Below are 23,191 nucleotides of genomic sequence, written 5' to 3' on the forward strand. Positions count from 1 at the left end.
GGGGCAGTCAATCTTGTTCATTTTTCTTCTTTCAATCTGTCCAGCAGATCGCGGGCCCGCTGCTCCTGAACAACTCCACGGCAATCCCGGGCAAGCGAAAGCGCTTGCTCCGCCTCGCTGATTGCAGCGTCCAAGTCCCCCTTTGCGGCATAAGCCTTTGCTCGCACACGGTGATATTCAGGTTTGTTCAACGTCTCGCCGCGCTCCCAGCCGGGTATGCAGACGGTTTCCAGCCGGTCCAAAGCCTGATCAACATCTCCGTGATCAATCATCAACTCAGACAGAACAATCTGATTCTGAGGAAAAGTAAAGTTTCCACCAGATTTGGAAATCAGGTTCATGCATGTCTCGATGCGTTCCGGAACACCTGCGATATCGCCCTTTCCGGCCTGCGCGAGGCCCATATAGATGTCCTGCATCGCGTGAAGGTAAAGAAACCCTTCCTCATCCGCGACTTTTCTGGCTTCTTTCATCGTCACGTCAAGCCGGTCCCATTCCCCCGCATAGGGCAGGAACATGCTGCAAGCGCCCATGACGTAGACAAGGTTGGGTGCGTGGTTCAGCGCCCTGCTGACCTCGATGGATTCCAGACGCGCGGCCTCGGCTTTTTCGAACTTTCCTTGCTGCCACAGCAGGCATCCCTGAATGGCCAGCAATGACGCGGCCGTGGAAGACTGGGTCATGGGCATCATGGCCATATCCAGCTCGGGTGTGATCAGGGCGAATGCGCGCTCCAGCTGTTGTTCGCATTCCGCAAATTCCCCGCGGAAGTAATGAGTAAAGCTCAGCGCCCGCGCCGCCAGCACATTGGCGACGGGGTCTTCGGACATGCCGGCCATCATGTCCAGCGCCTGTCCCATTTCCATCGCTCGGTTCATCTGACCGGCGACAAAGAAATGGGTCCAACGGCAGAAGGTTGCGGCGAAAAGCGTCTCGCCGTCGCCCAAAGAATGGGCCAGTTCCATCGCCCGGGCGGCAGTTTCGCCGACCTGATCGGACGACCACCCGTAGATCGCCATATAGGCGGGCAGAATGTTCATCTGAACCCGAAGTTCGAAACCGTCGCGATCCGCGTTGTCCTTCATCGTTCCGATGTTGCGCAGGGCGGCCCGGAAAGCGGAAATCGCGGGCAGGTTCGCCAGTCGGGACAACGCCAGTTCACCTGCCGTGACCCAATTCGTGACAGCCTCATCCTTCAATCCGCCAAGATCGCAGTGATGCGCGACGGTATCGGGGGCCGGGCTGCCGAATGCTCTGTGACCGTCCAGCAATGCTTGGGCGATTTTCAGATGTACCTTCTGCCGGTCTTCCCGCAGCAAGGAATTATAGGCCGTATCCTGAACCAGCGCGTGGTTGAACGTGTATGTGGCCGACCCTGAATCGCTGGTGATCAGCACGACGCCAGCCGCCATAAGCTGCATGAGGGCGCTTTCCACATCCATGTCTTCATGCGCAACCGCGTGGATCATCTGAGCGGTGAAACTGCGCCCGATGACCGATCCGAGCTGGGCGACTGGTTTGGCATGTTCCATCCGGTCAAGACGCGACATCAGCGAGTCCTGAAGGGTGGCCGGGACGCTCAGCGCATCCAGAACCTCGGCGTTGATCGGAGCATCCTGGGGCAGCTGGTCCAGAACCGCCTTGGTCATTTCTTCGATATACAGCGGCACGCCATCCGCCTTCTCGATGATCTGCCTGATCAGGATGACAGGCAGGCTGTACGGCTCGGCCACGCGCCGAACCAGTTCGGATGCCTCGGTATTGCCAAGCGGAGACAGATCAATGCGCGCGGCTCGGCTTTCGAAATGTTCCGGAGGTTCGTATTCAGGTCGGTGCGACAGAACCACCAGTACCGGAAAGTTGCTCAAGGCGGATGCAAGAGCATCCAGTACATCCAACGTGGTCGCATCGGCCCAATGAACGTCTTCGACCACCAACAACAACGTGCCGCGCCTGTCACACAGGCTGCCCAGACTGCGCAGCATCACGTCAAGGGATTTGCGCGCCTTCTTCAACGGGTCGGATTCTGACGGGGCGCCGGTCTCGATACCTGCCAGATCCAGAAGAACGGGTAAGTCCGCGTCACTCAGCCGTGAGGCCGATTGCACGAAGTCCGAAATCGCCGCCCGGATACTTTCATTTGATTTGTCGCCCGAAACGCGCCTCAATTCTCCGACAATCGGGTGCAGCGGAAGACTGGTCAGGTGCGGGATGCACTGCAATGTAAAGGGTTTGACCCCTATTGATTCAGACAGTGACTTGATCAGCCTCGACTTGCCGATTCCCGCAGCCCCCCCGACAAGCGCCAGCCGGCCCGAGCCTTCCTGCGCTTCGTTCCAAAGCCGGGTCAGGGTGGAAAGATCGTCATGCCGGGCGACAAGATCGACCGCAGATTGACCCACCCGCGCGTCGAACCGGCTGGTGGACATGATTTCGGACACCACGCGATACACTTTGCGCTGATTGTCAAAGCCTTTCAGCTCGTGGCTGCCACGTGGTTCGAATTTAAAGGCACCCTGGGTCAGCCTCCAGGTCTCTGAAGAAATGATCACTTCACCTGGTTCGGCCAGCCCCTGAAGGCGGGATGCAAGATTCGCCGTTTCACCCACCAGAAAGTCCTGAGACCCCAGGCTTTTCGAAGAAACGACGCCCACGACAACCATACCGGTCGCAATGCCTGCGCGCAGGTCGAGCTTTTCTCCAAACTCGTTTTCAAGGTTTTGAACGGCCTCGATGGTCTCCAATACGGCTCGTACGGCCCGTTCGGCATCATCTTCCATGGCCTTGGGGTATCCGAAATACACCATTATGCCGTCGCCCTGCCGATAGGCCAGATGGCAGCCGTGCTGCTTCAGGGTGCCGATCGCCGTATCCAGATACAGGTTCATGATCTGCATCAGGTCTTCCGGATCATATCGCTGAGCCAGCCGGGTCGACCCCACAAGATCGCAGAAAACCAAAGTCAGCTGCCGCCGCTCGGCCTTGGACTGGACTTCGGGCCGCTTCGACGCTTCCTGCGATTTCAGCCTGGCCTGCGCCTTTCGAAAGCGCTTCCTTTCACCAACCGTCAACCCGAGATCACGCAGTTCCGGATCAGTCAATTCGTCCAGAATGTCATCGTCAACGCCCTCTCTCTGAAACAGAGTGGCATAGTCATTCAGATCTGCCAGATGAAGGACTTTTGAAATGCGCGGTGATGCCTCAAGGACTCGCGTCATAGTCTTGCGACTCCTTCCATAACTGTCCCCCTGTTTTCCCCTTAATACATATACATAATGAATATGTATAATCCAAAATTAGAGAGGAATTCATACTGAATCCATAGCAGGAACTGGCAGCACTGTTAACTTGTTACATTGATTGGTCGATATACGTCTAAATTACCACGACGTCACGCGCTTTTCCTGAAAAATCATAAGGTTCAAGTCTCAAGTTGACTTAATTGGCAAGGCTTTAGGGCGACAGAACGACCGGATATGCCGGTCTGCCGCTGACGTCACGTCAAGGCTGACAGAGGTGCAAAAGTGCCGTGGCCGACGTGAGATACCGGGCAGAAAAGCAGACTCAACCCCGGCGCCAGCAAAGAGCCGAAGCGCGCAAATGTGCTTCGAACAGATACACTTACGCTCCAGGCGCATACCGATTTTTGTCCGCCCGTTCTTCATTGGGATACAGGTATCAGGGAAAGCGGCTCAAAGATCTGAGATAAGTCAGGAATCATCCGGTATCCAGAGCGGATCTGGCTGTGGATGAAACCCTATTCCTCGGCCACGGCTTTTACATGGGCCGCAAAGGACGGGGCCAGCATCAGGGACTTGCACCGCTCGAACCGGTTCGTGGCATAGGCCCAGAAATCTTCGGCGGGGTTTTCATCCGCATGCTGGATCAATCCCCACAGCGTCCACAGCAGGTCGCACATGGCTTTGTAGATCACCATGCGCCCGATCTGAGCCTCGCTCGGCGGGCCGTCGAAATAGGCGGTCAACATTTCCAGCTCCTGTTCGTCGGTCAGCCCGGCTTCGACCGACAGATCACCCAGATCCCAAAGGGCATCGTTCATGCCTGAATACTCGTAGTCCACGAGCCACATGCGCTGGCCGTCATCCAGAAAATTCTCGCACAGAGGGTCGCAATGGCTCGGGACCAATGCTCCGGGTTTGTCCCGCAGCACCTCTCGGATCGGGGCCGCCTCGGCCACGACGTCCGCGTAACCCTCTGGCAGGGTAGCGTTTTTGTCCGCAAGCACCTTCATGTAGTCGTTGATCATCGCAAACAGCTCGAACCGAAACTTGAACGGCTCGGGGGCATCATGAAGCTGTCTCAGCGCCTTACCCGCACGGGCGGCAGACCCGGGACGCGTCGCAAACATCTCGGGTGTCATCGTGACGATGTCGGGTACGCAATCACTGATCATCACACCGGATGCCGCGTCTGCCCACAGAACTTCGGGGCCGACCCCGGTTTTCGCCGCCACCCGTGCGTTGTGGATTTCAACTGCGCGGTTGATATAGGCTTCGGTGCCTTCACCGGGGATGCGCACGATCACCGTCCTTGGCCCGCCTTCGACGCGATAGACCAGATTGGTCAACCCGCCCAGCCGCTGGGTGTGAATGTCCGCCTCGGCAAGGGTTTCGAACCCCGCCACGTTGCGAAGGGCCTGAATAATCTCATTTGTTGGTTCATTCTGCATCGCTCTCTCCCTCAGGCTTTCAAACGGCTGTTTGCCGGGTCGTAAAGCGGCCCGTCCACACGCTGGATAGGGTGACGCTCTCCGAACACCTCCACTTCGAATTCTGACCCACCAGCCAATCCCGCAGGCAGATAACCGTAGAGGATGGTCTTGCCGACGGTAAACCCATAGCCACCACTGCACGCCAGCGAGACTGTTTTGCCGGAACGCAATATGGTCTCTCCTCCGGTGATCGGCAGCCGCTCATCGGTGATGAACGTGCAGAGCTGCCGCTCGGGGCCGGTCGCTTTCTGCGCCTCCAGCACCGGTCGCCCGATGAAGCCCTGTTTGGATTTCAGATGGACCCGCGCGCCAAGGCCCGCTTCGATTGGCGAATAGTCGGGGGTGATGTCGGCGCTCCAGTAAAGATAGCCTTTTTCCAGCCGCAAGGACTCGATGGTGCGGTAGCCGATGTCGCGGATGCCATGGCTCTGACCGGCCTGCCAAAGCAAGTCATAGACATGCAGGGCGAACTCGGTCGGGATATGTAACTCCCATCCCAGCTCTCCGATGTAACCTATGCGGATCGCGCGAACCTTTGCCGTTCCCAAGGTGATCTCTCGGGCCGTTGCAAAGGGAAACGCATGGTTCGAGACGTCTTCTTCCGCGATGGCCTGCATCACATCCCCTGCCTTGGGGCCGCAAATGTTGATGACGGCGCGTGCCGACGTCATTTCGATCAGCTGCGCGCGCCCATCGCGGGGCAGGTGACGTCGGATCCAATCCGCGTCATGCACGCCGAATCCGGACCCGGTGACGATGTAAAAATGGTCCCGCCCCAATCGGGTGACGGTGATATCGGCTTCAACGCCCCCGCGATCATTGCACAATTGGGTGTAGATCACCGTGCCATCCGGCTTGTCCATATTTGAAACGGCAAGGTTTTGAAGGGCTTCCAGTGCGCCGGGGCCGATCAGTTCGAACTTTGCGAAACTGGTTTGATCGATCAGAACGACCCCGTCGCGCGCGGCCTTATGTTCCTGTTCGGCATAGGTTTTCCAACCCGGCGACAGGAAATCCAACTGATCCACCGGCTCTACACCGGCCGGAGCGAACCAGAGCGGTCGCTCCCAGCCATTTTTTGACCCGAACACCGCGCCATGTTGTTTCAGCCGCTCATGCAGGGGCGACAGGCGCAGGTTTCTGGCCGTTTCCGCCTCCTGCCCCGGATATCGCATCTTGTAGTGATGCGCGTAATGCTCGACCGCGCGAGGATACATGAAGGCGCGCGTGGCGTGATGCGGACTGAACCGGCGCACGTCCAGAGGCCACAGATCAAGGCTCGGGCGGCCTTCGACAATCCACTCCGCGATCATCTCTCCTGCGCCACCACCTGCCGCGATGCCGTACAGAAATCCGGTCGCCAGCATCAGGTTTCGCAGCTCGGGCGCCCATCCCATGACAAAATCGCCATCCGCGGAATACGGGATGGGGCCGTTGATCACCTGCCGGATTCCAACCGTGTTGACGACCGGCGTAACCTGACCTGCCAGTTCGGCAAGGGGGGCAAACCGCTCCAGGTTGTCCGGCAAAAGCTGCCGGACAAACGCGCCCGGAATACCCCTGTCGCCGAATGGCAGCGTGTTGTCCTCGTACCCGCCGATCACAAGCCTCCCGCCTGCATCCGGTTTGTAATACACCAGCCGCTCGGGATCCCGCAGGGTTGGCAAGCGTTTTACAAGATCGGGGTCGGGCAGGGGTTCAGTTACGATGTATTGATGCTCGACAGCGCAGGCTGGGACAACGACCCCGAGTTTCGCGGCCAGTTCGCGGCTCCACATTCCGGCGGCCAGAACGACGGTGTCCGCTTCATAATCCCCTTCCGATGTCATCACTTTGGTGATGCGATCGTTATGGATCTCAAAATCGGTGACCTCTACGGATTGGCGGATCCGGGCACCGTGCATCCGGGCGCCGGATGCGATTGCCTGACACAAGCCTGCGGGATCGACATGACCGTCCGAGGGGATGAAGGCCGCGCCTTCCAACCCTTTCGCGTCGACATAGGGGAAAAGCGCCTTGGCTTCTGCGGCCGAGATTATTTCCATCTCCAGATCAAAGCTGCGGGCCATTGTCGCCAGGCGCTTTGCTTCCAGAAGCCGCTCTTTGCTTGCCGCCAGGCGCAGGCTTCCGACTTTCTTCCAGTCGAATTCCATCCCGGTTTCTTCGGCCAGACGATCATACAGCACCACGGACCGTTTCAGCATCCGCGTCGTGTTGCGCGATGACCGCAACTGCCCGACAAGCCCCGCCGCATGCCAGGTGGCCCCCTCGGTCAGGGACGCCCTTTCCAGAAGAACAACATCCGTCTCACCGGACCGTGCGAGGTGATACGCGATGGAGCATCCGATGATGCCCCCGCCGATGACGAGATGTCTGACCGAATGCGTTGTCATGCGTCCACCCATTTCAAATGACATGTCGTCATCAAAAGTCGCAAAACAACAAAAAGCAACAAAAATGTTTGAAATGTGTTGAAGTAAGTCGCTTGAACAGCGTCAACCTTGCAAGTAACCTGATGAAATCAACAAATATCGCGGCGCTTCATGTCGAAATACGAGCAAGACATTCTCAGCACGGTAAACCTGCATGGGCGAATTTCGGTCATTGAGCTGGCGCGCATTCTTAACGTGTCGGACCAGACCATAAGGCGAATCGTGAAGCCGATGGTCGCCAAGGGCAGCCTGTCCAAGGTGCATGGTGCATTGGTCAGCACTCAAAATGTGCTGGATCCTCCGTTTCTGGCCCGCATGGCGCAGAACCGTGCCGCCAAAGTCGCGATTGCCGACGCCGTTGCGGGGCGGATACCGGACGGCTCGGCCATTGCTATCGACACGGGTTCGACCTCGGGCTTCATTGCTCAGGCACTTCGCACGCGCAAAAACCTCACGGTGGTGACAAACTCGGCCTTCATCGCCGCCACGTTGTCGATGGAAGAGGGCAACAGGGTCTTCATGGCGGGGACGCAGTTGCGCAACCACGACGGCGCCGCTTTCGACCGCGCCGCCTATGACGTCATTGCAGGGTTCTCGGCCCGGACGGCCATCTTGTCGGCGTCACTGGTGCATCCCAGCAAGGGCTTCATGGTCTATGATCAATGCGAGGCTGATATGGCCCGGGCGATGTCTGATATTGCTGACCAGACCTTCATGGCGGTTGATTCCACAAAATTCAACGAGGCCCAGACCAGCCCGGCGTTGCGCCTGCCCGGGTTGGCGGAAAAGGATGTGCTCATCACCGATCGCAAATTGCCCGCATCTTTCCAGTCCTTACCCGGAGATGCGAAATTGGTGATCGCGGGCGTGAAATCACAAGAAGACAGTCATTGACTTTGTGATGACACTGCCCGGCCCGATGTAACTAGCCGGTTCCACCGAAACGGTGAAACCGGCTGTGTTTCAGGCTGTTGCGCCCTTGATGCGAATGGCAGTGCCGAGGCTTCCTGCACAGACGCCGACCACAATAGCGATGATCAGTTCCAGTGGCTCTACATGCGCAAACCGGAAGCCTGCGAAAACCAGCGTCTCGAATACGCCGACTGCGCCGCCCAATGCCGCACCCAGCCACAGCTTGCGGGTCATCATGCCCAACGCCAGACCGAGTATGCCGGGCAAGCTCAGGACGTTGCCACCGATGGTTCCAAGTAACTCTAACATCTCTGCCCCCACATCAATTCGAGCTGTTGTTCAGGAAATCGCGGATGTCGTCACCCGCGGCAGCGTGCTCCTGCACAACTTCATCTTCCAATGCAGCAGTCACCTTTTCGTATGTTTCCAAATAGTTGGGTGGAAGGCTGTGGGCGATGCCCTGGTGGCAATCGATACAGGTCATACCATTGTCGATGGCGCGTTGGTGTTCCGAGGCAGCGCGGGTTTCCTGAATGGTGAAGTCCATGTAGTCAAAGTTGTGACAGTTGCGGCACTCGCGGCTGTCAGACGCTTTCATTTTCTTCCAGACGGCCGAGGCCATCGCCAGGCGGTGATCCTCGTATTTCTCGGGTGTGCTGATGGTGCCCACCAGTTCATGATAGACGTCCTTCACGGCCATGATCTTGGCTTTGATCTTGTGGTTCCACTCATCCGGAACGTGGCAGTCTGAGCAGATCGCACGCACGCCGGAGTGGTTGTTGTAGTGGATCGTCTCGCGATACTCACCCAGGTTCGTTTCCATCGTGTGACACGAGACGCAGAACTCTTCGGTGTTGGTCAGTTCCAGGGTCCAGTGAAATCCGCCCCAGAACAGGATACCGGCCAGAAATCCGGCAAGGATCAGAAAGCCCGAACTGAACATTACCGCCGGCGTCCAGATCGCGTTCCAAAGGCGACCCAGAAAGCCGCGTTTTTCGGGGGAGTCTGCCATGTCGGTGCTCCTTTCAAACTTGTGTTGGATCAGTTGCCGGTCGAGGGCTGGAACACGTTTTCAACAAGCGGCGGCGCGTCTGCCTGCGGAACGTGACATTGGTTGCAGAAATAACGGGTCCCGGCGACGCGATCCAATTCGCGGCCTTCGCGATCCAGATAGTGTGTCATTGAAAGGGTCGGCGCGTTACGCTCACCTGCCTTGGACCAGTCATGGCAGGACAGGCACTGATTGGTGCGTACATCAATCTGATATTGCTCGATCGAATGCGGAATCAGCGGTGGTTGCTGGCGATAATTACGTTGCATCCGTCCTTCGACATTTTTGTGAATCTGATCCAAAGGGATCGGCTCGTCTACGTCCGCGCCCCGCAGGGTTTCGACTTGAGCGGACTGGGCAAAGGCCCATCCGCTCAGCAACACTACGGGTAGAAGGGCAATTCCGCCTGTAACGATTGATCTTTTCATCTTGGCACTCCCCTAGATAGGTCTGGCAGCGCGCGGCTCAGGCGCGGCAACTGGATCGGAAGGTTGAACGACATGGTCGTCGAACCGGTGAGTAAAGTTGAAGACGTCGACTGCGCAGACATCGATGCAGCGTCCGCAGTTTGTGCAGTCGGGTGACAGGATCAGGGGCGAGCTTCCCGGCTTGCCTTTCAGCGCGGGTGAGATCACCTGATTTTCAGGACAGACCGCATAACAATCCATACAGTCATCACAGGCCGTGCGATTGGCGGCACTGACCCGCAGCAGGCTTTTCGACCCGATCAGCCCGTAGAACGCGCCCACGGGGCACAGATGGCCGCACCAGCCATGGCGTGAGACGAAAACGTCAAACACGAAGATGGCCGCAATCATGGCCCAGACAAAGCCCATGCCGAATACCAGCCCGCGATGCAGCATGGTGATCGGGTTGACCAGCTCCCAAGCGATCACGCCGCTCAGGCCCGAGGCCAGCAGCACGGTTGCCAGAATCCACAGCCGGGTGCCGCGCTTGGGTTGCCAGCCTTTCGGCAGGTCCAGTTTGCGGTGCACCCAGTTGGCCGCGTCTGTCACCGGGTTTATGGGGCAGACCCAGGAACAATAGACACGGCCACCAATCAGGGCATAGACCACCAGAACGATCAGCCCACCAATTAGCGCGGTCATTTCGGGCCAATGACCTGCAACCAAGCTTTGCAACAGGATGAACGGATCGGTCAACGGCAACACGCCCAGCGTCAGTGACCCTGCCAAATTGCCCTCGACAATCCAGATGCCGAACCACGGGCCCAGCAGAAACAGAAACAGAAAGAACAGCTGGCTTGCGCGGCGCATCAGCAAAAAGCGATGCGCCCCGATCCAGCCTTTGCCTTCAACGGCCTCCTGACCGACGGGCATGTGCGTGCGAGTACTCATTGCCCCACCCCCGGCAGATCATATTCAGGGGCAAAACCGCCGGGCGCGGCAAGATTGTCGGTTCCCGGTCCGGGCAAACGATCCGGCAGATCGATGATCCCCTCGACCACCGGCGCGCCTTTGGCGGCCTTTTCCTCCCAACCCTTGCGGTAATGCTCGGCCGAACTGCCGCGCGCCAGCCGGGCCGGCAGAACCTTGATCGCGGCCTCGGGCAGAACACAGCTTTTCTCGCACATGCCGCAGCCGGTACAGCGTTCGGCATGAACGGTTGGAATGAACAAGGCATGATGACCCGACCGGGTATTGTGCGCCGTCTCCAAAGTGATCGCCTCGTCAATGACGGGGCAGACGCGATAGCAGACGTCGCAGCGCAGACCGAGGAAGTTCAGGCAGTTTTCCTGATCGACCAGAACGGCAACACCCATCTCGGCATCGTCGATATTCTCCAGCCCGGGATCCAGCGCCCCTGTTGGACACGCGGCGACACACGGAATGTCGTCGCACATTTCGCAGGGAACATCCCGGGCGGTGAAGAATGGCGTTCCCGTCGCCACCGCATCCGAGCCGAGCTCGGCCAGTTTCAGGGTATCGTACGGGCAGTCCCGCACGCATAAACCGCAACGGATGCAGGCCGACAGGAACTCCTTCTCGGGCAATGCGCCGGGCGGGCGCATGGCATCGGCGGGCAGGGCGCGGGCGTCGCGGGCCAGATAGGCCAGCAACGATCCGGCGACCACGCAGCCGCCCGCCGCCCGCGCCGAGTCCTGCAGGAACCGGCGCCGCTGCGGCGAAAGGGGTTTATCGACAAGAGACATGGGAACGCCCCGTATGATCCTTGCTGGTTACGCGCGCTCAACCTTGCAGGCGCACTTCTTGAAGTCGGTCTCTTTCGACAGCGGGCAGGTTGCGTCCAGCGTCAGCTTGTTGGTCAGCTGGTGCTCATCGAACCACGGCATAAAGACCAAACCGCGTGGCACCTTGTTCCGACCCCGGGTTTCGACACGGCTGGTAACCTCGCCGCGGCGGGTCGACAGAACAATCTCCTGACCCCGGCGCAAACCCCGATCCTTTGCGTCCTGCGGGTGCATGTAGACCACGGCAGCGGGATAGGCGCGGTGCAGTTCCGGCACCCGGCGTGTCATCGACCCTGAATGCCAGTGTTCCAGCACGCGACCGGTGCACAGCCACAGATCGAATTCTGCATCCGGCTCCTCTGCTGCGGGCTCGTATGGCGCGAAGATGATCTTGGCCTTGCCATCCTTGTGGCCATAGAATTCCACGCCGGCACCCTCGGACACGTAGGGGTCATAGCCTTCGCGGAAACGATAGAGCGTTTCCTTGCCATCCACGACCGGCCAGCGCAGACCGCGGGCCTGGTGATAGGTTTCGAATGGTGCCAGATCATGCGCATGGCCGCGCCCGAAGTTGGCGTACTCTTCGAACAGACCTTTCTGCACGTAAAAGCCGAAATGCTCGGATTCGTCGTTGTCAAAGCCTTCGGCGGTTTCCGACAGCGGGAACTTGTCGACGCTGCCATTTGCAAACAGGACGTCATACATGGTCTTGCCACGATGCTCGGGCATGGTGGCCAGCAATTCTTCGCCCCAAACCTCTTCGACGGTGAAGCGCTTCGAGAACTCCATCACCTGCCACAGGTCCGATTTGGCCTCGCCCGGGGCCTTGACCTGTTGCCGCCAGAACTGGGTGCGGCGCTCGGCGTTGCCATAGGCGCCTTCCTTCTCGACCCACATGGCGGTGGGCAGGATCAGGTCAGCGGAAACCGCAGTGACCGTCGGGTAGGGGTCTGAAACAGTGATGAAGTTTTCCGGGTTGCGATAGCCGGGATAGCCTTCCTCGTTGATGTTCGGTGCAGCCTGCATGTTGTTGGTGCACTGAACCCAATAAGCGTTCAGGTCGCCATCCTTCAGCTTGCGATGTTGCAGCACGGCGTGGAAACCCGGCTTGTCAGGAATGGTGCCGGCGGGCACGTTCCATGCGGTTTCGCAGATCTCGCGGTGCTTTTCGTTCATCACCACCATGTCGGCGGGCAGGCGGTGCGCAAAGGTGCCTACCTCGCGCGCCGTACCGCAGGCCGACGGCTGACCGGTCAGCGAGAAGGGTGAGTTGCCGGGTTCCGAAATCTTGCCCACCAGCAGGTGCACGTTGTACATCAGCGAGTTCACCCAGGACCCGCGGGTATGTTGGTTGAAGCCCATGGTCCACAGGCTCATCACCTTGCGGTTGGGGTCGGCATATTGCTTGGCCAGACGCTCCAGCTTGTCAGCCGGAACACCGGACAGTTCCGAGGTGTATTCCAGCGTGTATTTCGAAACGGCTTCGGCATATTCCTCGAAGCTGATCGGCTCCAGCTTGCCCGAGTTCGGGTTTTCAGCCTCTTGTTGCAGGGGGTTGTTGTCCCGCAGGCCGTAACCGATATCGGTGGCGGTTTTGGTGATGTTGACGTGGTTCTTGACGAACTCTTCGTTCACCGCGCCATTCTGGATGATGTAGTTCGCGATATAGTTCAGGATCGCCAGATCGGTTTGCGGCGCAAAGACCATGCCATTATCGGCCAGCTCGAACGAGCGGTGCTCGAAAGTCGAAAGCACATGCACTTCGCAACCCGGCTTCGTCAGGCGGGTGTCGGTCAGGCGCGACCACAGAATCGGGTGCATCTCGGCCATGTTCGATCCCCACAGCACGAAGGTATCGGCGTGCTCAAGGTCGTCATAGCACCCCATCGGCTCATCAATGCCGAAAGTGCGCATGAAACCAACCACGGCCGAGGCCATGCAGTGACGCGCATTGGGATCAATGTTGTTCGACCGGAACCCGGCCTTCATCATCTTGGCGGCGGCATAGCCTTCCCAGACCGTCCACTGCCCCGAACCGAACATCCCCACGCTGGTCGGGCCTTTCTTGGCAAGGGCCTCTTTCCATTTGGCGGCCATCACATCAAAGGCTTCATCCCAGCTGACCGGTTCGAACTCGCCATTTTTGTCGTATTCGCCGTTGGTCTTGCGCAAAAGCGGTGTGGTCAGGCGGTCTTTGCCGTACATGATCTTGGACAGGAAATAGCCCTTGATACAGTTCAGGCCCCGGTTCACCGGTGCGTCGGGGTCACCTTGCGTGGCCACCACGCGGCCGTCCTTGGTGCCCACCAGAACCGAACAGCCTGTACCGCAGAACCGGCAAGCAGCCTTGTCCCAGCGAATATCGGGCGCGCCGACCTGAGCGTTGGCCTGACCTGTGGCCATGGGAATGCCCGCAGCCGAGGCAGTGGCTGCCGCTGCGGACGCTTTCAGAAATGTACGACGGGATTCAGAGATGGTCATTGCATGGGCCTCCTGCTGGACGGTTGGCTTGGAGCATCAGGACGCGGAGCCGTCTCCGCGAGATCTTCGAAATGGTGATAAGTCAGTGACAGTGAGATCACTCCTGGGATCTGGTGCAGATCCATGATGGTGTCCGAGGCCAGCCTGTCGGCCGTATCCTCGACAACAACTACGAAACGGCCGTCCTCGGCTTCGGCATGAAGCTCGACGCCCTGGGTTTCGGCCATCGCCGCGCGTGCGGCATCGGTGTAATCGGGGGCGATGTGGACCAGACAGCCACAAATATTCATTGGTTCACCTCCGGGTGTAGTGGGGCGGGGCGGTGCATCACGATCGCCCCAGTGGGGCAGGCGGCGGAACAACTTCCGCAGCCGATGCAGGTTTCTGTTTCAAGCGCTGGTTCCGCGCGTCCGCCCAGTTGCAGGCGAAAGCGGATGGCATCCTGTTCGCAATTGTCCTGACACAGGCGGCAGCTTACGCCGTTCGTCGACAGGCAGCTTGTGTCATCGATTCGTGCGCGCCATGGCCATTCGGCAACACGTTCCGACAGCAACGCCGGGGTCGGACAAATGTCAGCGCAGTCACCACACAATGTGCAACCGCCTGCGGACAGGTCCAGAACGGGGAAACCGGCATCGTCGAATGTGATGATGTCTTCAGGACAAGCCGCGGCGCAGTCTTCGCAACGCGTGCATAGATCGCTGAAGCCAGTTGCAACTGCACCCGGCGGACGGATCGCATCTGGGTCCTCCCGCAGGATACGCGCGCTTAGAAAAGCGCGTCTGCTGGTCATCTGGCTCATAGCTTGCGACTCGAAATTGGATTGATAGGTTCGCGTCCTTACTTCCTAGCTGCCTTAAGCAGCGCACGAATTGACCTATATCATACTTTTATATTTTTTTTGTTCGGTCTGAGATTTGTAATTCTTCATCAAACGTTCAATTCGATACGGGCGTCGGGGAAGAACTCCAGGATCTCTTTGGCTCTGCCGGCGGATGCCGCGCAAAGTGCAGTGGACAACCCATCCGCAATTGCCGCTTTCGGGGCAGAAACCGAAACGGTCCTGTCGCGGCTTGAAGGCCCATCCAAGGTAATGATGTGTCCGACTCCCTGGCTGAGCTGAGTCGCCAGCGTTGAAGATGTCGCCACTGCCCGATCGTTCAATTCTATCCGCTTCAGAACCGTTTGGTCCGGCGCCGCCAATCCAACATTCCAAGGCGCACCGTCACCACGCGCACCCAGGGCGGCAACCTCTCCCATATTGACCAGAACATCACGCAGACCATGAGCACGCAGCAGGTCGGCGATCCGGTCGGTGATCGCGCCCTGCGCTATACCGTTCAACGTCAGCGCCGATTTTCCGGGCACCGGAAGGCGAATGGCCGAGGCGTCATAAATTACCTTTTCCCAGCCTATCGCCTGCTGAACTTCAACCAGATCATCCGGGCGCGTGCCCGCAGCCAATGCCGTCCACACGGGTTGAATGCTCGGATCAAATGCGCCACCCGATGCCTGATGCAGCGCTGAGCTGAGGCTTAGCACCTTCAACAATTCAGGAGCGGGCGCCGTCAGCACACCATCGCGATTCAACCGGCTGAGCTGCGATTGCGGACGATACAGGCTGAAGATGTCTTCCAGCCGGGCAATCTCGGTCTCCATGGCGGCCATGATGGGTGCAGCTTCGGTGTCCGTCAGGCCCACAAGGCGCAGGCTGGCGGTAGCACCCAACGCGGTCCCGTGCCAGCGCGCGTCCGAGGCCGCAAGTGGTGTGGCCGCAGCACAAGCGGCTGAGATGATCAGAAATCGGCGGCGCGACAAGGCGGTCATACGGGGGTCTCCAACGACAGTTCAAGATCGACAGGGCCAAGCACTTCGGTGTCCGGAATGTCCGGCAGGCCCAGTGCCGTTCCGCCGTAGATCTCAATGAATGCCTGAGCATCGGCAGGATCGGCAAAAGGCACCACTTCGCGGGCGCCCATGCCACCTGCCACATTGGCGCCGACAACAAAGGTCGCGCCATCCGCGGCGATCCAGTTCGAGATACCCGGCTGCCGCCAACTTGGCGCAATACCCATGTCGCTGACATAGACGGCTGTGATGTCGGCGTCACGTTCAGGGCTTTTGAGGTATCCCACCATGTCGCGCACCTGCGCAAAGAACAGCGGTGCGGGATATCCTTCCAGATGGATCTGCCCCTTGGGGCCGCCATGTTCGGCGATGTTCATCTGGCAGAAATAGCTCAGCGCGTCCGGGGTCAGATCCACCGGATCGGGGGCCTCGGCCAGGTCTTCCTTGCAGGCCGCCAACGCGATCAAGGCAATCAGGACGAGGGGTTTCATGGCTCGACCCTCCGGAATGCCAGCCGCGCCAGGGCAAAGCCCAGCACCGGCCAGATCAGCAGCGATGCAGGCGCGGCCCAGACGGGCAAGGCCTGTGCCGCCCCGGTCATGCCGGATGCCATGGCCACGCCTTCCGTTGCGGCGATGTTCCACAGACGGAATGCGTCGGCCGGGTTGGCCACCATCACCCATGGAAAGACGGATTGGGTAAAGGTGCCGCCCTTGTCCATGACGACGGCCCCCAACAGGCCCAGATCATAGAGGACGACAAAAACCAGCCAGAGCCCGGCCGACAGACCTGCCGCCGCCGTAGCCCCCTTAGCCAGGGCAGACAGCAGGTATCCCAGCGCCAGAAACACGGCGCCCAGAAGGATGGATGTGAGGATGAGACGGACCAACGCCATCAGGCTTTCCGGCCCGGCACCGCCAAAGAAGGCCGCCACCGCGCCGGCGGTACCGAAACCGACCGTCATGGCAAAGGCCAGCGCTGCAAGATGGGCGGTGAACTTGCCCAACAGGATTTCTCCGCGCCCCGCAGGGTAGGACAACAGCAGCGACAGGCTGCCCCGGTCCACGTCTCCGGCGATGGCGTCGAACGAGATCATCAGTGCCAGAAGGGGCGCGAGGTAGACCGACAGGGTGGTCATCGACGCAACCGAAACGGTCAGCATGTCAACGCCCAGCGTTCCGGTTGGCGCACTGCCCGCAAAGGTCAGCGCCAGCGCGAACAGCACCATGATCAGCGTCGCCACCAGCAGCCAGCGATTGCGGCGAAGGATCAGCATTTCGGTACGGGTAATGGCGAGGAAGCGGGTCATGGCCTCTCCTCCTGTGCATAATGGCGATAGAGGTCTTCCAGCTTGGGCGGGGTCATTTCCACATCCGCCACGGCATCGCCCAATCCGGCGATCCGGCGCAGGGCCTCCATCTTGTCGGCGGGGGAACACAGCAGCTCGACCGAAGCGCCGTTGATCCGGCTGCCGCCCAATTCGGCGGCCAGCACGTCGGCGTTGGCGCTTGCACGTACTTTCAGACGGATCGGTAGGCCTGCAAGGGCCGACAGGTTGTTGAGCGTGTCATCGGCGACCATCCGGCCTTTGCGCATGATTGCGATGCGGTCGGTGCGGGCCTCGACCTCGGTCAAGGCATGGCTGGCGATCAGCACGGCGGTGCCCTGCGCGGCAAGCTCGTCGATGATGGCATAGAGGTCCTGGCGCGAGATCGGGTCCAACCCACTGGTGGGTTCATCCAGCAAAGCCACTTTCGGCTGGCCCAGCAGAACCTGTGCCAGACCCAGACGTTGCCGCATTCCTTTGGAATAGGTGCCGATCCGGCGGTCCAGGGCATCGCTCAGACCTACGCGCTCCAGCAGACCGGCCACATCCGCCCTGGTGCCGGACAATTTTGCAAACAGGGTCAGTTGCTCGCGCCCGGTCAGGGCCGGGTGGAAGGATACCGCCTCAGGCAGATAGGCCGTTTCCCGCCGCGCCTTGGCGCTGCCGGGGGTGGCGTCTCCGATCCGGATGGCTCCGCCTTGGATCGGCGTCAGGCCAAGGATGGATTTGATCAGGGTCGACTTGCCAGCGCCGTTATGGCCCAGCAGCGCAACGCGCTGACCGGGGGCAAGTGACAGGGTGATATCATCAAGAACGCGGGTCTTGCCCCGGTCCTTGCTGACATGGTCAATAATCAGGGCCTTATCCGTCATGAGGCACCTTTTCCATAGCTGGGGGTTCAAGGGGTTGCATCAATGGATTGCTGTCCATCACACCACCGGGCAACAGTGCCGGAAAGGCGGATTGTGACCAGCGCACCAGCTGCACGGCAGGAGAGCCGAGCAGCAGTTTGGCTGCGGGTTGGGTCCACAGCACATGGTCCATCGAGTCATTCGGGCGATAAGGGGCATCGGCGATACCGTTGCCATCCACATCATAGGCGGCAAAATCGGACCAGTAGTTGCCGCGCCCGTCTTCGGACCACTCGACCCATTTGGTCGAGACGTATTTCACCTGTGTCCGGTTCCCGATGAAGGCATTGCCAACGATGCGGTTGCGTTCGCTGCCGGCGGTGAAGTGGATGCCGATGCCGCATCCCTGGAACCAGTTGTCGGTGAATTCGTTCTTGTTGGAGTTATAAAGGAAGGTGCACTTTTCCTTGGCACCGATCACCACGTTACCGGTGATCTGACTCTTGTTGGCATAGTTCAGCATCACGCCATGTTCACGGTCACCGATCGAGACGTTGTCTGCGACCTTCACATTGGTCGTGAACATCACCGCATAGCCCAGATCGTTGCCGATCGAGACATTGTTGCTGACCACCGAATTATCGGCATACATGTAATGCACGGCAAAGCGCAGATCGCGGAACAGGTTGCCGGTAAAGGTGTTCTTCTTGGACGAGTTCACGAAGATCCCGTCGCGCCCATAGCGGATATCATTATCCTCAACCCGCGCACCGGGTGCATTCCAGACATAAACACCATTGCCACGGTCATTCATCCGCTGGTCCTGACGTCCTTCGATCCGGTTGTCACGCACGATGCTGTCCTTGGCACCATGAATGTCGATGCCGTAAAGATTGCCCAGCAGCACATTGTCTTCGACCACCGGCGCGCGGGCCGTCTTGGTCAGCTGGATGCCACTGTCGATCCCGTCATGGCTTGAACCCGAGCCGATCACTGTCAGGCCGCGCACGGTCACGCCCGGGCCGGTTACGGTGATGACGCTGCCGGTGCCTTGCCCGTCAATGGTGGCCTGTCCCAGCCCGTCGATGGTGACGGGCCGGTCCAGAACCAGAGTTTCGGTGTAGACACCGGGGCGCAGGCGGAGGGTGTCCCCATCCGCCGCCTGCGCCAGTGTTTCATTGATGGCCCCCGCCCGATTGGGCACGTCCCAGTCCGCCGCCCAAAGGGGCGAGCCGAGCAGGAGCGGTATGAGCAGGGACCAACGCATGGGTTATGCTCCCTGCGGCTCGACCAGCATCCGGCCGCGCATTTCCATGTGCAGCGCGTGGCAGAACCACTGGCAATAGAACCAATGCACGCCTGGACGGTCAGCGGTGAAGGTGACCGAGGCGGTCGCCAGCGGTGCAACTTCCATCGCGATACCGTAGTTGCCCAGGCAGAAGCCGTGGGTCACGTCGTCCACGTCATCCAGGTTGGTGATGTAGACCGTCACCTCGTCACCCTGCTTGACGGTGAACTTCTCAAGGCTGAAGGTCGGGGCCTGCGATGTCATGTAGACCCGCACCTTGTTGCCGTCCCGGATGGGTTCCTCGGCGCCTTCTTCCAGATCGATGCCGTCGGCTTCTGCTTGCTTGCGGGCGTCTTCCCATGTGACGTCGGCGCGGTCCCAGACGTTAACCGGGTTGACGATGTCGCTGCGCACGATGATCGAGTCATGCGGTTCGGCAAAGGTGGGACCGTCGTGAACCACCTTCATCTCATCCGACGAGATGTCGATCAGCTGCTCGTTCTCAGGCTTCAGCGGGCCTACGTTGAGGAAGCGGTCTTTCGAGAACTTATTCATCGAAATCAGCCACTTGCCGTCAGCATCCTTGGTTTCACCCATCGAGGTCGAGTTGTGACCCGGCTGATAGTGAACATCGACTTTCGAGATGATCGGATCGACATCGGCGCCACCATAAGCTTCGATTGCCTTTTCGATGTTCCACTTCACGATCTGGCTGTCGAGGAACAGCGTGGTGAACGCGTTACCCTGACCGTCATAAGCGGTGTGAAGCGGGCCAAGGCCCAGCTGCGGCTCACCCACGATGCACGACCGCGGGTCGGCGTCGCTTTCGAAAAGGGCGTCCAGTTTGGTGACGTCCATGATCGATACAGTTGGCGACAGCTTACCGTTGATGCAGACATGCTTGCCGTCGGGCGCGGTGTTGATGCCGTGCGGCGAGTTCGGGATCGGGATGTAGCGGGTGTATTTCTTGTTCTGACCCTTACGTCCGTCCAGAACCTTGACGCCTTTCAGCTCTTGGTAGTCGCCGGCCTCAATACCCGCTTCGATTTCCGCGAGGTTGAAGACAACGACGTGGTCCAGCTCATTCTCAGTCATCTCGGCCAGGTTCATACCCATTTCCGAGTTGTACGAGGTCGAATAGGCGTATTTACCCTGATAGTCGCAGTCGGTGTTGTCGAGGTTGCCCGACACAATCACCTGCCACGCCACTTCCATGGTGTCGCCATCCAGCGCGGTGAAGATGTTCACGTATTGCGACGGATCATCCAGCACAGTGCCGTCATTGACCAGCGGCGTTTCATCCTCACCGTTGGCAAATACATATCCGGTGCGCGGGAATTTCTGCGGACGCAGACCGTGGATCGCCTTGGCATTCGGGATCTCGGTGATCTTGTCGCATTTCATAACGTCGCAGCGCACGCGGGCAACTCGGGTGTTGGCCTTGTCGTTCATGAACAGGTAACGGCCGTCATATGTGCCGTCGGTGAACGACATGTGCGGGTGGTGAAGGTCGCCGTTGTCATAGGTCTTCATGCCACGCTTGGCGAGAAACTCCTTGGTTTCAGGCAGCAACCCTTCGGTCATGATCTTCAGTGACTCGTTGGTCTGACCCCAGCCCGTGGCCGAGCAGCGGTTGAACACCGGCACCCGCATCAGCTCGCGCATGGACGGAAAGCCCAGAATGCGCAGCTCGCCGGTCTGACCCGAGGACCAGAAACCGTAATACTCGTCCAGTTCGCCCGGTTCGAGATTGGCATTGGCCGCGGCGCTCGCCTGTTTCGCGGTCATCAGGGTCGAGCCCAGACCGGTCCCGGCCAGCACGGCACCGGTTGCTGTTGCACCCAGCATCCCACGGCGTGTGACGGTTAGTTTGTTGTCATGTTCCGACATGTTCGTTCCTCCTTTTAGGAAACGGTTTGCGGTTTGGCGTTCGGATGGTTCGCCGGTGGTTGTCCGAGCGGGGTCTTCATCTGGACCGATCCTGTCTTGGCCCGCCGTTTCAGCTGGCGGATAACGACGGGACATTTGTCCTCGGACTGGTAGAGCACCTGACAATGCAGGCAGGTGACGCACTCGTTCGGATTGATCTCACCGGTGGGGTGGATCGCCTGAACGGGGCATTCATTGGCGCAGGTCTGACAGGGCGTGCCGCAATCCTTGTAGCGGCGCAGCCAGTCGAACATGCGAATACGGGCAGGGATCGCCAGTGCTCCGCCCAGCGGGCAGAGATAGCGGCAATAGAACCGTTCGATGAACAGCCCGATCCCCAGCAGGGCCAGCGCAAAGACTACGAAAGGCCAATCGCGCATGAATTTCAGAATGATCGCCGTTTTGAACGGCTCGACCTCGGCATATTTCTCGGCCAACGGGATCGAGATGAAGCTGAGCCCGAAAAGACCCAGAAAGATCATGTATTTCGCGGGCCACAGGCGTTCGTTCAGACCCCAGGGCAGTGTCCATTGCGGCACTTTCAGGGCGCGCGCGATCTTGTTGGTCAATTCCTGCAACGCGCCGAACGGGCACAGCCATCCGCAATAGGCCCCGCGACCCCAGAACAACAATGCGGCGGCGACGGCGAACCATTGGATGAACACCAGCGGGTCCAGCAGGAACGCATCCCACGAGAATCCTGTGCGCAGGCTGCCCGCCAGTGCCATCAGGTTCACCACGCTCAGCTGCGCGTTGGCGTACCAGCCGATGAAGAACAGGGTCATTGTCAGGTAGCCGATGCGGAACCAGTAGAAGACCCGCGCATTCATCGTCGCGTGGAACTGGAAGAAGAACGTCGCGGTCAGGACCAGCAGCATGACGCCAAGAACGGCGATTTCGACGGTGCGATCCTTCCAGATGCGCTGCCACAGGGCAGCCTTGGCGGCGGCTTCGCCGGTCGCATCGTCGACAATCTTTGGGGCTGCGACGGGCAGCAGGTAACGGTCGGGCAGTTTGTAGCCCAGATCGAATGTCAGAAAGGTTTTCTCAACAGCACCCACGGCACGCTGTACCAGCAGTTGCAGGCGGAACGGCTCGGTCGGGTCGAACTCGGCATCGGCGGGGATCTTGAAGATGTCCAGCTCTGTGAAACTGGGCGCATCCGGGGCTGCAACCTTGCCAAGGCGTACTTGCTGTTTGTCGAAGAACCGGACCGAATTGTCGCCCTGGATCAACTGGATCCGATCGAAAATCCCGCCGCGCACATAGCCTGAACCCTTGAAGCTGTAGGCACCGCGCCCCAGCACCAGAATGGCCTGTTCGCCCTCGTCCAACCAGTTCACGAGGTTCTGGTACTCGGCGTCGCCCAGCAGTGACTTGCCGATCGACGGAACCGAGACAAGCGCCATATGCATGTCGATGAAAGTGTCATCCGGTTCGCCCGGTTCCGGGCGCTTGATCGCGCGCTGGTCTCCGGTGGCCTCGAAGGCGGCATTGACCTGCCCGACATCCAGCGTCAGCCGCCGGATCGAGCCGTCACCCGAGAGGGTCGACCAGTCATAGACCGTATTCTGCGCCATATCGACTTCGCGCTTTGGCCCGTCGGCCTGCAACGGCGACAGGCCGCCCAGACCCAATGCACGCGCCACCTTGATACCGCCACGCACAAGGCTGTCGTCGATCACCATGATCGTGACCGTCGCCCCCGAGATGATGTCGAGGTCGTGCCCCTCACCCCCGGTTTCGGCTTCAACCTTCAGGTCCAGGCCCGCATAGCCTTCGGTCAATTCAACCATGCGGGAATTGGGGATGCCAATCAGCACGATGGGTTCCGAATGCTTGACCAGTTGCACACCGGTCAACACAGCGTCGTTGTCGATGGCGGCAACCACGTGGATCGGTTTGCCGGAATAGCCCGTCGTGCCAACAAAGTCCGAGGTCAGGAATGCCCAGGCAACGGTCTCGCCGCCCTTCAGGACGGGGGCGACCTTGACGTCATCGCGCACCGGGCCAAAGGCATCGGCGCCGGGGGCCAGATCGGCAGGTTCGATGTCGGGCAGGAAACTGGCCAGGCTGTCGGCATGGGCGTTGATCGCCATCAGGCAGGACAGAGTGAAAGCCAGCAGGA

Annotated in this window: 19 protein-coding genes; 1 reads left to right on the plus strand and 18 read right to left on the minus strand. The window is 59.5% G+C overall.

From position 1 onward, the window contains the following. Nucleotides 1–17: 17 nt before the first annotated feature. The 3 genes from GOW04_RS07455 to GOW04_RS07465 all read right to left on the minus strand — a co-directional run bounded on the left by GOW04_RS07455 (nucleotide 18) and on the right by GOW04_RS07465 (nucleotide 7,125). The gene (locus tag GOW04_RS07455; protein ID WP_171232066.1) at nucleotides 18–3,218 is read right to left on the minus strand and encodes an adenylate/guanylate cyclase domain-containing protein; all 3,201 of its coding nucleotides are present in this window, start codon (nucleotides 3,216–3,218) and stop codon (nucleotides 18–20) included. Between the two features lie 539 nt (nucleotides 3,219–3,757). Then, entirely contained in the window at nucleotides 3,758–4,690 is a 933-nt protein-coding gene (locus GOW04_RS07460) for a choline/ethanolamine kinase family protein (RefSeq protein WP_171232067.1), read from the minus strand. An 11-nt stretch (nucleotides 4,691–4,701) separates the two neighbouring features. After that, nucleotides 4,702–7,125 (minus strand): FAD-dependent oxidoreductase, encoded by a 2,424-nt coding sequence (locus GOW04_RS07465; RefSeq protein WP_171232068.1) that lies wholly within the window; start codon nucleotides 7,123–7,125, stop codon nucleotides 4,702–4,704. Between the two features lie 150 nt (nucleotides 7,126–7,275). Between GOW04_RS07465 and GOW04_RS07470 the strand changes: the two genes are divergently transcribed. After that, nucleotides 7,276–8,058, plus strand: coding sequence for a DeoR/GlpR family DNA-binding transcription regulator (locus tag GOW04_RS07470; protein WP_171232069.1), 783 nt, complete (start codon nucleotides 7,276–7,278; stop codon nucleotides 8,056–8,058). 69 nt (nucleotides 8,059–8,127) lie between these two features. On the opposite strand, the gene GOW04_RS07475 is transcribed toward GOW04_RS07470, so the two are convergent. The 15 genes from GOW04_RS07475 to GOW04_RS07545 form a co-directional block, all read right to left on the minus strand. Further along, nucleotides 8,128–8,385, minus strand: a complete 258-nt coding sequence (locus GOW04_RS07475; RefSeq protein ID WP_152460390.1) for a hypothetical protein — start codon at nucleotides 8,383–8,385, stop codon at nucleotides 8,128–8,130. A gap of 13 nt (nucleotides 8,386–8,398) precedes the next feature. After that, the gene (locus GOW04_RS07480; RefSeq protein ID WP_152460389.1) at nucleotides 8,399–9,088 is read right to left on the minus strand and encodes a NapC/NirT family cytochrome c; all 690 of its coding nucleotides are present in this window, start codon (nucleotides 9,086–9,088) and stop codon (nucleotides 8,399–8,401) included. 29 nt (nucleotides 9,089–9,117) lie between these two features. Next, nucleotides 9,118–9,555, minus strand: coding sequence for a nitrate reductase cytochrome c-type subunit (locus GOW04_RS07485; protein ID WP_152460388.1), 438 nt, complete (start codon nucleotides 9,553–9,555; stop codon nucleotides 9,118–9,120). 12 nt (nucleotides 9,556–9,567) lie between these two features. Next, nucleotides 9,568–10,485 carry a quinol dehydrogenase ferredoxin subunit NapH gene (napH, locus tag GOW04_RS07490; protein ID WP_171232070.1) on the minus strand — a complete coding sequence of 306 codons (918 nt, stop codon included), beginning with the start codon at nucleotides 10,483–10,485 and terminating at the stop codon, nucleotides 9,568–9,570. After that, on the minus strand, nucleotides 10,482–11,300 hold the full coding sequence (gene napG, locus GOW04_RS07495; RefSeq protein WP_171232071.1) for a ferredoxin-type protein NapG: 819 nt from the start codon (nucleotides 11,298–11,300) through the stop codon (nucleotides 10,482–10,484). The genes napH and napG overlap by 4 nt, the downstream gene beginning before the upstream one ends. Before the next feature lie 27 nt (nucleotides 11,301–11,327). Next, a complete protein-coding gene (gene napA, locus GOW04_RS07500; protein ID WP_171232072.1) occupies nucleotides 11,328–13,820 on the minus strand; it encodes a nitrate reductase catalytic subunit NapA in 2,493 nt (830 codons plus the stop codon). After that, nucleotides 13,817–14,110 carry a chaperone NapD gene (locus GOW04_RS07505; RefSeq protein ID WP_152460384.1) on the minus strand — a complete coding sequence of 98 codons (294 nt, stop codon included), beginning with the start codon at nucleotides 14,108–14,110 and terminating at the stop codon, nucleotides 13,817–13,819. Before GOW04_RS07505 ends, napA begins: the two co-directional genes overlap by 4 nt. Continuing rightward, nucleotides 14,107–14,613 (minus strand): ferredoxin-type protein NapF, encoded by a 507-nt coding sequence (gene napF, locus GOW04_RS07510; protein WP_254430094.1) that lies wholly within the window; start codon nucleotides 14,611–14,613, stop codon nucleotides 14,107–14,109. Before napF ends, GOW04_RS07505 begins: the two co-directional genes overlap by 4 nt. 137 nt (nucleotides 14,614–14,750) lie before the next feature. After that, on the minus strand, nucleotides 14,751–15,647 hold the full coding sequence (locus GOW04_RS07515; RefSeq protein WP_171232074.1) for an FAD:protein FMN transferase: 897 nt from the start codon (nucleotides 15,645–15,647) through the stop codon (nucleotides 14,751–14,753). Continuing rightward, nucleotides 15,644–16,159, minus strand: coding sequence for a nitrous oxide reductase accessory protein NosL (locus GOW04_RS07520; protein WP_171232075.1), 516 nt, complete (start codon nucleotides 16,157–16,159; stop codon nucleotides 15,644–15,646). Before GOW04_RS07520 ends, GOW04_RS07515 begins: the two co-directional genes overlap by 4 nt. Further along, the gene (locus tag GOW04_RS07525) at nucleotides 16,156–16,977 is read right to left on the minus strand and encodes an ABC transporter permease (protein ID WP_171232076.1); all 822 of its coding nucleotides are present in this window, start codon (nucleotides 16,975–16,977) and stop codon (nucleotides 16,156–16,158) included. The genes GOW04_RS07520 and GOW04_RS07525 overlap by 4 nt, the downstream gene beginning before the upstream one ends. After that, a complete protein-coding gene (locus tag GOW04_RS07530; RefSeq protein ID WP_171119366.1) occupies nucleotides 16,974–17,867 on the minus strand; it encodes an ABC transporter ATP-binding protein in 894 nt (297 codons plus the stop codon). Before GOW04_RS07530 ends, GOW04_RS07525 begins: the two co-directional genes overlap by 4 nt. Continuing rightward, the gene (locus GOW04_RS07535) at nucleotides 17,857–19,113 is read right to left on the minus strand and encodes a nitrous oxide reductase family maturation protein NosD (RefSeq protein ID WP_171232077.1); all 1,257 of its coding nucleotides are present in this window, start codon (nucleotides 19,111–19,113) and stop codon (nucleotides 17,857–17,859) included. The genes GOW04_RS07530 and GOW04_RS07535 overlap by 11 nt, the downstream gene beginning before the upstream one ends. Before the next feature lie 3 nt (nucleotides 19,114–19,116). Further along, nucleotides 19,117–21,024, minus strand: a complete 1,908-nt coding sequence (gene nosZ / locus GOW04_RS07540; protein ID WP_171232078.1) for a TAT-dependent nitrous-oxide reductase — start codon at nucleotides 21,022–21,024, stop codon at nucleotides 19,117–19,119. A gap of 14 nt (nucleotides 21,025–21,038) precedes the next feature. After that, a complete protein-coding gene (locus tag GOW04_RS07545) occupies nucleotides 21,039–23,162 on the minus strand; it encodes a NosR/NirI family protein (RefSeq protein ID WP_174830322.1) in 2,124 nt (707 codons plus the stop codon). Nucleotides 23,163–23,191: the final 29 nt, after the last annotated feature.

This window comes from Ruegeria sp. HKCCA4812, assembly GCF_013034245.1.
GTDB lineage: Bacteria > Pseudomonadota > Alphaproteobacteria > Rhodobacterales > Rhodobacteraceae > Ruegeria.

Excerpts from the sequence above, each read along its gene's own strand:
- GOW04_RS07455 (WP_171232066.1), bottom strand. The coding sequence starts at position 3,218 with ATGACGCGAGTCCTTGAGGCATCACCGCGCATTTCAAAAGTCCTTCAT.
- GOW04_RS07460 (WP_171232067.1), bottom strand. The coding sequence starts at position 4,690 with ATGCAGAATGAACCAACAAATGAGATTATTCAGGCCCTTCGCAACGTG.
- GOW04_RS07465 (WP_171232068.1), bottom strand. The coding sequence starts at position 7,125 with ATGACAACGCATTCGGTCAGACATCTCGTCATCGGCGGGGGCATCATC.
- GOW04_RS07470 (WP_171232069.1), top strand. The coding sequence starts at position 7,276 with ATGTCGAAATACGAGCAAGACATTCTCAGCACGGTAAACCTGCATGGG.
- GOW04_RS07475 (WP_152460390.1), bottom strand. The coding sequence starts at position 8,385 with ATGTTAGAGTTACTTGGAACCATCGGTGGCAACGTCCTGAGCTTGCCC.
- GOW04_RS07480 (WP_152460389.1), bottom strand. The coding sequence starts at position 9,088 with ATGGCAGACTCCCCCGAAAAACGCGGCTTTCTGGGTCGCCTTTGGAAC.
- GOW04_RS07485 (WP_152460388.1), bottom strand. The coding sequence starts at position 9,555 with ATGAAAAGATCAATCGTTACAGGCGGAATTGCCCTTCTACCCGTAGTG.
- napH (WP_171232070.1), bottom strand. The coding sequence starts at position 10,485 with ATGAGTACTCGCACGCACATGCCCGTCGGTCAGGAGGCCGTTGAAGGC.
- napG (WP_171232071.1), bottom strand. The coding sequence starts at position 11,300 with ATGTCTCTTGTCGATAAACCCCTTTCGCCGCAGCGGCGCCGGTTCCTG.
- napA (WP_171232072.1), bottom strand. The coding sequence starts at position 13,820 with ATGACCATCTCTGAATCCCGTCGTACATTTCTGAAAGCGTCCGCAGCG.
- GOW04_RS07505 (WP_152460384.1), bottom strand. The coding sequence starts at position 14,110 with ATGAATATTTGTGGCTGTCTGGTCCACATCGCCCCCGATTACACCGAT.
- napF (WP_254430094.1), bottom strand. The coding sequence starts at position 14,613 with ATGACCAGCAGACGCGCTTTTCTAAGCGCGCGTATCCTGCGGGAGGAC.
- GOW04_RS07515 (WP_171232074.1), bottom strand. The coding sequence starts at position 15,647 with ATGACCGCCTTGTCGCGCCGCCGATTTCTGATCATCTCAGCCGCTTGT.
- GOW04_RS07520 (WP_171232075.1), bottom strand. The coding sequence starts at position 16,159 with ATGAAACCCCTCGTCCTGATTGCCTTGATCGCGTTGGCGGCCTGCAAG.
- GOW04_RS07525 (WP_171232076.1), bottom strand. The coding sequence starts at position 16,977 with ATGACCCGCTTCCTCGCCATTACCCGTACCGAAATGCTGATCCTTCGC.
- GOW04_RS07530 (WP_171119366.1), bottom strand. The coding sequence starts at position 17,867 with ATGACGGATAAGGCCCTGATTATTGACCATGTCAGCAAGGACCGGGGC.
- GOW04_RS07535 (WP_171232077.1), bottom strand. The coding sequence starts at position 19,113 with ATGCGTTGGTCCCTGCTCATACCGCTCCTGCTCGGCTCGCCCCTTTGG.
- nosZ (WP_171232078.1), bottom strand. The coding sequence starts at position 21,024 with ATGTCGGAACATGACAACAAACTAACCGTCACACGCCGTGGGATGCTG.
- GOW04_RS07545 (WP_174830322.1), bottom strand. The coding sequence starts at position 23,162 with ATGGCGATCAACGCCCATGCCGACAGCCTGGCCAGTTTCCTGCCCGAC.